The 5,519-nt window shown below is 60.8% G+C and carries 6 protein-coding genes; all 6 read right to left on the reverse strand.

Annotated elements, in window-relative coordinates:
• Nucleotides 1–247: 247 nt before the first annotated feature.
• The 6 genes from F8N49_RS25045 to F8N49_RS25070 all read right to left on the reverse strand — a co-directional run bounded on the left by F8N49_RS25045 (nt 248) and on the right by F8N49_RS25070 (nt 5,403).
• Nucleotides 248–529, reverse strand: a complete 282-nt coding sequence (locus tag F8N49_RS25045; RefSeq protein ID WP_130912319.1) for a type II toxin-antitoxin system RelE/ParE family toxin — start codon at nt 527–529, stop codon at nt 248–250.
• Nucleotides 519–764, reverse strand: coding sequence for a type II toxin-antitoxin system Phd/YefM family antitoxin (locus F8N49_RS25050; protein WP_041477418.1), 246 nt, complete (start codon nt 762–764; stop codon nt 519–521). The genes F8N49_RS25045 and F8N49_RS25050 overlap by 11 nt, the downstream gene beginning before the upstream one ends.
• Before the next feature lie 89 nt (nt 765–853).
• The gene (locus tag F8N49_RS25055) at nt 854–1,099 is read right to left on the reverse strand and encodes a DUF2789 domain-containing protein (protein WP_122747883.1); all 246 of its coding nucleotides are present in this window, start codon (nt 1,097–1,099) and stop codon (nt 854–856) included.
• 78 nt (nt 1,100–1,177) lie between these two features.
• Nucleotides 1,178–2,773: an efflux transporter outer membrane subunit gene (locus F8N49_RS25060; RefSeq protein ID WP_151553028.1), complete on the reverse strand. Its 1,596-nt coding sequence runs from the start codon at nt 2,771–2,773 to the stop codon at nt 1,178–1,180.
• Nucleotides 2,770–3,837 carry an HlyD family secretion protein gene (locus F8N49_RS25065; RefSeq protein WP_122751865.1) on the reverse strand — a complete coding sequence of 356 codons (1,068 nt, stop codon included), beginning with the start codon at nt 3,835–3,837 and terminating at the stop codon, nt 2,770–2,772. The genes F8N49_RS25060 and F8N49_RS25065 overlap by 4 nt, the downstream gene beginning before the upstream one ends.
• Nucleotides 3,838–3,864: 27 nt before the next feature.
• Nucleotides 3,865–5,403: an MFS transporter gene (locus F8N49_RS25070; protein ID WP_151553030.1), complete on the reverse strand. Its 1,539-nt coding sequence runs from the start codon at nt 5,401–5,403 to the stop codon at nt 3,865–3,867.
• Between the last annotated feature and the right edge of the window lie 116 nt (nt 5,404–5,519).

A 5,519-nucleotide genomic window follows, 5' to 3' on the forward strand; every position in this document is an offset into this window, starting at 1 on the left:
GGCCGAGGCGTACCACGAGTTGGATTTGTAATTTTTCGAAGAAAAATCTAATGCGACGGACAAAACGAAGTTTTTTTTACAGTAAGGAGGTTTTTTTTTACATCTGAGCCTTTTCGCGCAATTTTTTTTACATGCCGCGCCTCATGCCAGACGATACATCAACTGATCCCACACTTTGGTGGCCCAGTCCGGTCACTCAAGAATCTCATCGACAAACATCGGCCACTTGAATAAAGCGGGGGCTCGTTCAACGGTTCTTGGCAGTATCGTAAACACTGCTGCGTTCGCGCTTGCCAACCGCTAGCACGGAAACCACGACTCGTTCGTCGATGACTTGGTAAACCAATCGATACCCCGAGGCTTTGAGTTTGATTTTGTAGCAGTCGGGCATGCCGTGCAGTGCGTCAGCCGGGATTCTGGGAAGCTTCAGCCTCTCACCTAGCTTCTTTTTGAATTGCTCACGCAATGTATGACCCAGCTTGTTCCACTCTTTGTGTGCAGACGGCAGAAACTCAAGCTTATAAGTCATCCAGGCTTACCGAAATGGGCGTTTCGTGGAGGCGCGAACGAACGATGTCAGCCAGCTCAAGATCATCAAGCCGCTCCATCATCGCTTCGTAAACTTCGGCCGGCACCATATAACCCATGACGCGATTGTGGTTGAGGACAGCGACGGCCCCCCCATGTGCACCGTTCAACACGGCAGTAGGATTTTTCTTCAGTTCAGAGACACTGACAGCCATATCGGCGAGAACGCTTTGCATAATAAGAACCTCAAATTAGGACGTGATTTTGGTCTATTTATGCCATGTGGACAACTGTGGCGTTCAACGAGGATACAACTTCGCGATGATCACCCCACCCGCCCCTTACGCAACATCACATTCAACTGATCCACCACTTCCGCCCAATCCGCATCATCCAGAATCTCCTCGCGCAGAAACTGCGCCTGACCTGCCGTCCAGAAAAACGCGTCAGCCAGATGCAAATCCGGCTTGAGCGGCGAATGGCTGGCGATGAATTTGTCGATGCCGGTCGGATCGTCATCGAGGCCGAGTTGTTTGAACAGGGCCGGTAGACTGTGCTGCGGATTTTCCATGATGCAACTCCTCTGCAATTCAGGTCCGGCGTTGCGCCGTTCGCTGCAGTGGAGTTGATCATAGCTGTCGCGGCGGGTTCAGGGTCTGGCGACGTCAGGTGAGCCTGCGGCCAGTTGCGCTGCCGGATAAACCGACTGCCATCCGCCGCCGAGCGCCTTGTACAAACCGACCATCGCCAGGGAAACGCCGGTCGAGCTTTCCACCCATTGTTCCTGCGTGGCGAGCAAGGCGCTTTGCACGGTGAGGACATTGACGAAATCGACCACGCCTTCGACGTATTGCTGTTGCGCAGTACGCAGGGCGATCCGGTTCTGATGCACGGCTTCGGCGAGGCTGTCGCGACGGCGCTGGCTGGCGTTGTAGGCGGTCAGTTGATCATCGATTTCATGCCAGGCGCGCAGCACGGTTCGCTGGTAGGCGATGGCCGCTTCCTGCTGTTGCGCTTCACGCAGTTGCAGCATGCCGCGCAGGCGTCCGCCGTCGAACAACGGCAGGCTGAATTGCGGGCCGATGGCAAAGGCACGCGAGCCCCATGAACCGAAATCGCTCAGCTGCATGGCCTGGGAACCGAAGTTGCCGGACAGGGTGATGCGCGGATAGAAATCACCCTTGGCCACACCGATGTTGGCGGTGGCGGCGTGCAGACGCGCTTCGGCCTGGCGGATATCCGGACGACGTTCGGCCAATTGCGACGGCAGGCCGATGGCGATTTGCAGTGGCGACTGCGGTACTGCCGCTTCTGTGGATAACGTTTGAGCGAGAGTTTGCGGTGGCTCGCCCATGAGCAGACTGATCGCGTTGATCAGTTGCGCCTGACGCTGCTCGAGCGCCGGCAGCCGTGCCTCGATGGCGGCGACTTGCGCGGCAGCTTCGGCGACGTCCAGGTCGGTCGCCACGCCATCGGCCAGCCGCAGCTGCGAGAGTTTCAGGCTGTGGCGGGCGACGTCGAGGTTCTGCTCGGTGACGGCGCGGGTGCTCTGCACGCCGCGCAGCTGAATGTAGTTTTGCGCGGTGTCGGCGAGCACGGTCAGCAGCACGCCGCGACGATCATTTTCCGCCACTTCGAGATTGGCATCAGCGGCTTCGGTTTCACGGCGCACGCGGCCCCAGAAGTCCAGTTCCCATGAGGCGGAGAAACCGGCATCCCAGAGGTTGAACGCCTCGTCGCCGTTATTTCCCGATGGATCGTTCAAGCCTTTGCCACTGTTGCGTTTGCGCCCGTAGCTGCCGGTGGCAGAGCTGTGCGGATAGCGCTCGGCGGTGATCACCTGACGCGCGGCGCGGCTTTGTTGCAGGCGGCTGCTGGCCAGTTGCAGGTCGAGGTTGCTGTTCAGCGCGCGCTGGGTGAGCGCGGAAAGTTGCGGGTCGTGGAAGGTTTCCCACCAGCGTTCGTTCAGGGGTTCGCTAACGGCCTGGCTCGGGGCGGATTGGCTCGGTTTGGCCCAGTCGGCAGGCTGAGGGGCTTCGGGTTTCTGGAAGTCCGGGCCGACGGTGCAGGCGGTGAGACTGACTGCAAGCAAGGCACTCAGAGTGAGTTGCTGCCAATGCCCCCATCGCTGGCAAGCCAGCTCCCACAAAGATTGTGCAGGTTGTGCAAAATGGTTCAGCCTGCCAATGCCCCCTGTGGGAGCTGGCTTGCCAGCGATGAGGCCAGCCGATTCAACACCGATCATCGCTGCGTCACCTCGCGCCCGGACGCCTTTGAGCTGGCGGTATCAATACTCGCCTCGACCGACATCCCCACCCGCAAGCGCTCAGCCAGTGGCTGGCCCGGTTCCAGCACGATCTTCACCGGAATCCGCTGCACAACCTTGGTGAAATTACCGGTGGCGTTATCCGGTTTCACCGCCGCAAAGGTCACGCCAGTTGCCGGCGCAATGCTCTCGACGCGGCCAGTCAGGGCTTCACCGCCCAAGCTGTCGACCCGCACTTGCACATCCTGCCCGGGCTGCACATCGGTCAACTGGGTTTCCTGAAAATTGGCCACCACATAGGCCTGCTGCAACGGCACCACCGCCAACAGCTTGCTGCCCGGCGTGACGTAGGCGCCGACGCGCACCGCACGCTCGCCGATCATGCCGTCCTGCGGCGCGGTGATGCGCGTGTAAGAGAGGTTGAAACTGGCAATCTCCAGCGCCGCCTGCGCGTGTTTCAGATTGCCTTCGGCGGCGTTGCGCTTGGCGGTGAGAATTTCGACCTGCTTGCGTTCGGCCGCCAGCTTCGCGGTCGCGGTGTCGAGGCGCGCCGAGGCCTGATCGATGCGCGTGCGCGCCTGCTGCGCGTTCTGCACGGTGCCGGCGCCGACACCGGCGAGATGGTTGTAGCGGTTCAGTTCCTGCTGCGCAAAAGCCATTTCCGCTTTGACCGAGACCACGGTGGCCTGCGCCTGAGCGATCAGCGAAGCCTGCCGCTCCAGGGTCGCGCTGGCGTTCTGCAACTGCGCCCGCGCGACCAGGGTTTGCGCATCCGCCGCTTCCGCCGCTGCGCGCAAATCACGGTCATCGATCAGCGCCAGCAACTGCCCGGCCTTGACCTGCTGGTTGTCTTCGACCAGCACCTGCTTGATGAACCCGGCCACGCGCGGCACCACCAGCGTGTAGTCGGCGGAGACGAAGGCGTCGTTGGTGGTTTGCTCGGTGCGTTGCCCGAACAGCCCGGGCATTGCCAGGTACACCAGCACGCCCACCGCCAGCGCGGCAGCCACGGCCACCGCGAGTTTTTGCTTGGATTGAGTCATAAAAAACCTTCAGTTTCAGTACAGCGATCAGGTCGGCGCGCGCGGCGGATAAATCCGCGTCGGCAGCCAGAAAATCAGCAGGATCAACGCCACGGCAACGCCGGCCATGCACAGGTACAAATCGGACGAAGTCAGCACCACCGCCTGCTCATGCACGCGGTGAGCGAGGCCCGGATCGCTGTGATCGGCCAGTGGCGAATTGCCGAGGCTGTCGACCAACATGCTCGAATGAAAATGCAGGCGCGCGGTGGTCAGCGCTTCGATGACGCCGGTGGCAACCACGGCAGCCAGGCCTTTGACGGTGTTGAACCACGCCGACGCGAACGGTCCTTCCATCGGCGTGATACTGCCGGTCGACAACATCAACAGCGGCAACACCGCCATCGGCTGGCCGAAAATCTGCAGCCATTGCAGGACGTAGAAATCATCGCGAATCCACGCCGAAGTCAGGTGCGAACCGCCCAGGCAGGACAGCGCGAGCATGCTCAGACCCATGCCGAGCACCCAGCGACAATCGACCCAGCGCAAGTTGCATAGCGCCGCCACCAATGGCAGCGCGATCAACTGCGGCAGCGCGGCAATGAGCATGATCGGCGCGGTTTGCGCCGGACGATAACCTTGCACCTGGGCCAGATAACTCGACGGAATCAACACCACCGCCAGCAGCACGATCAACACCCCCGCGAGGGTGATCAGGGCGAACAACAGGTTGCGGATGCCGAGCATCTGCAGCTTGAAAAACGGAATCGGCTGCGACCATTCATTGATCAGAAATGCCACCAGCAGCAGCGAACCGGCACCGAGTAATCCACAGATCAGGCTCGACTCGAACCAGTCCAGTCGATTGCCCTGCAACAGACCGATCACCAGCATGCAGATCGCCGGAAAGCCCAGCAGCAGGCCTTTCCAGTTGAACGCCCTGAGACGTTCCAGCCGCAGCGGATCCTGCGGCAATCCGTAAGCCACTGCGGCCATGGCGATCAGGCACGGCACGATGATCTGCCAGAAGGTCCACTGCCAGCCGACGTATTCGGTCCACAGACCGGCCAGCGGCGTGCCGAGTCCCGGGCCGAAAGTCGCGGTCAGGGCGTAGCCGGCCAGTCCGTACAGTTTGATGTTCGCTGGGAGAAAGCGCAGCGCGACGGTCATCAGCATCGGCGGCAATGCACCGCCGGCGAGGCCTTGGAGGATGCGCATCAGCAGCAGACTTTCGTAGTTTGGGGCGAACGGGCACAGCACGCCGAGCAGGGTAAACAGACCGATGGCGCACAGTGTGAAGCGACGCAGCGAGAAGGTCACCGAGCACCACGGCGCGAAGGCCATGGCCGCGACCGACGTCGCCGTGTAGCTGGCGACCAGCCAGGTGCCTTCGTCGTAGCCGATGTGCAGCGCGCCGCGAATGTCGGCGAGTGCGACTTTGGTGACCATCTCGTTGAGGCCCGAGACCAGCACGGCCAACAGCACGCCGACCAGACCAATGATGATCCGCGCCCCGAACACCGGTGGCGCAGCCGCCGTCGCCGGGCTGGTCGCGACGAGAGGCGCCGTGACCGTCAGGGATGTCATGAATGAAAACTCCGGGGGTGAAATACCGGAGCATTTTAGTGGGGCTTGATGCTGACGAAAATTGACTTATTGGCAGGTTATAAGTGCATCAGACACAAATATCAAAAGCAAAAGAT

Origin of the sequence: Pseudomonas sp. GXM4 (assembly GCF_008923895.1) — a bacterium.
GTDB lineage: Bacteria > Pseudomonadota > Gammaproteobacteria > Pseudomonadales > Pseudomonadaceae > Aquipseudomonas > Aquipseudomonas atacamensis.

Excerpts from the sequence above, each read along its gene's own strand:
- F8N49_RS25050 (WP_041477418.1), bottom strand. The coding sequence starts at position 764 with ATGCAAAGCGTTCTCGCCGATATGGCTGTCAGTGTCTCTGAACTGAAG.
- F8N49_RS25055 (WP_122747883.1), bottom strand. The coding sequence starts at position 1,099 with ATGGAAAATCCGCAGCACAGTCTACCGGCCCTGTTCAAACAACTCGGC.
- F8N49_RS25065 (WP_122751865.1), bottom strand. The coding sequence starts at position 3,837 with ATGACTCAATCCAAGCAAAAACTCGCGGTGGCCGTGGCTGCCGCGCTG.
- F8N49_RS25060 (WP_151553028.1), bottom strand. The coding sequence starts at position 2,773 with ATGATCGGTGTTGAATCGGCTGGCCTCATCGCTGGCAAGCCAGCTCCC.
- F8N49_RS25070 (WP_151553030.1), bottom strand. The coding sequence starts at position 5,403 with ATGACATCCCTGACGGTCACGGCGCCTCTCGTCGCGACCAGCCCGGCG.
- F8N49_RS25045 (WP_130912319.1), bottom strand. The coding sequence starts at position 529 with ATGACTTATAAGCTTGAGTTTCTGCCGTCTGCACACAAAGAGTGGAAC.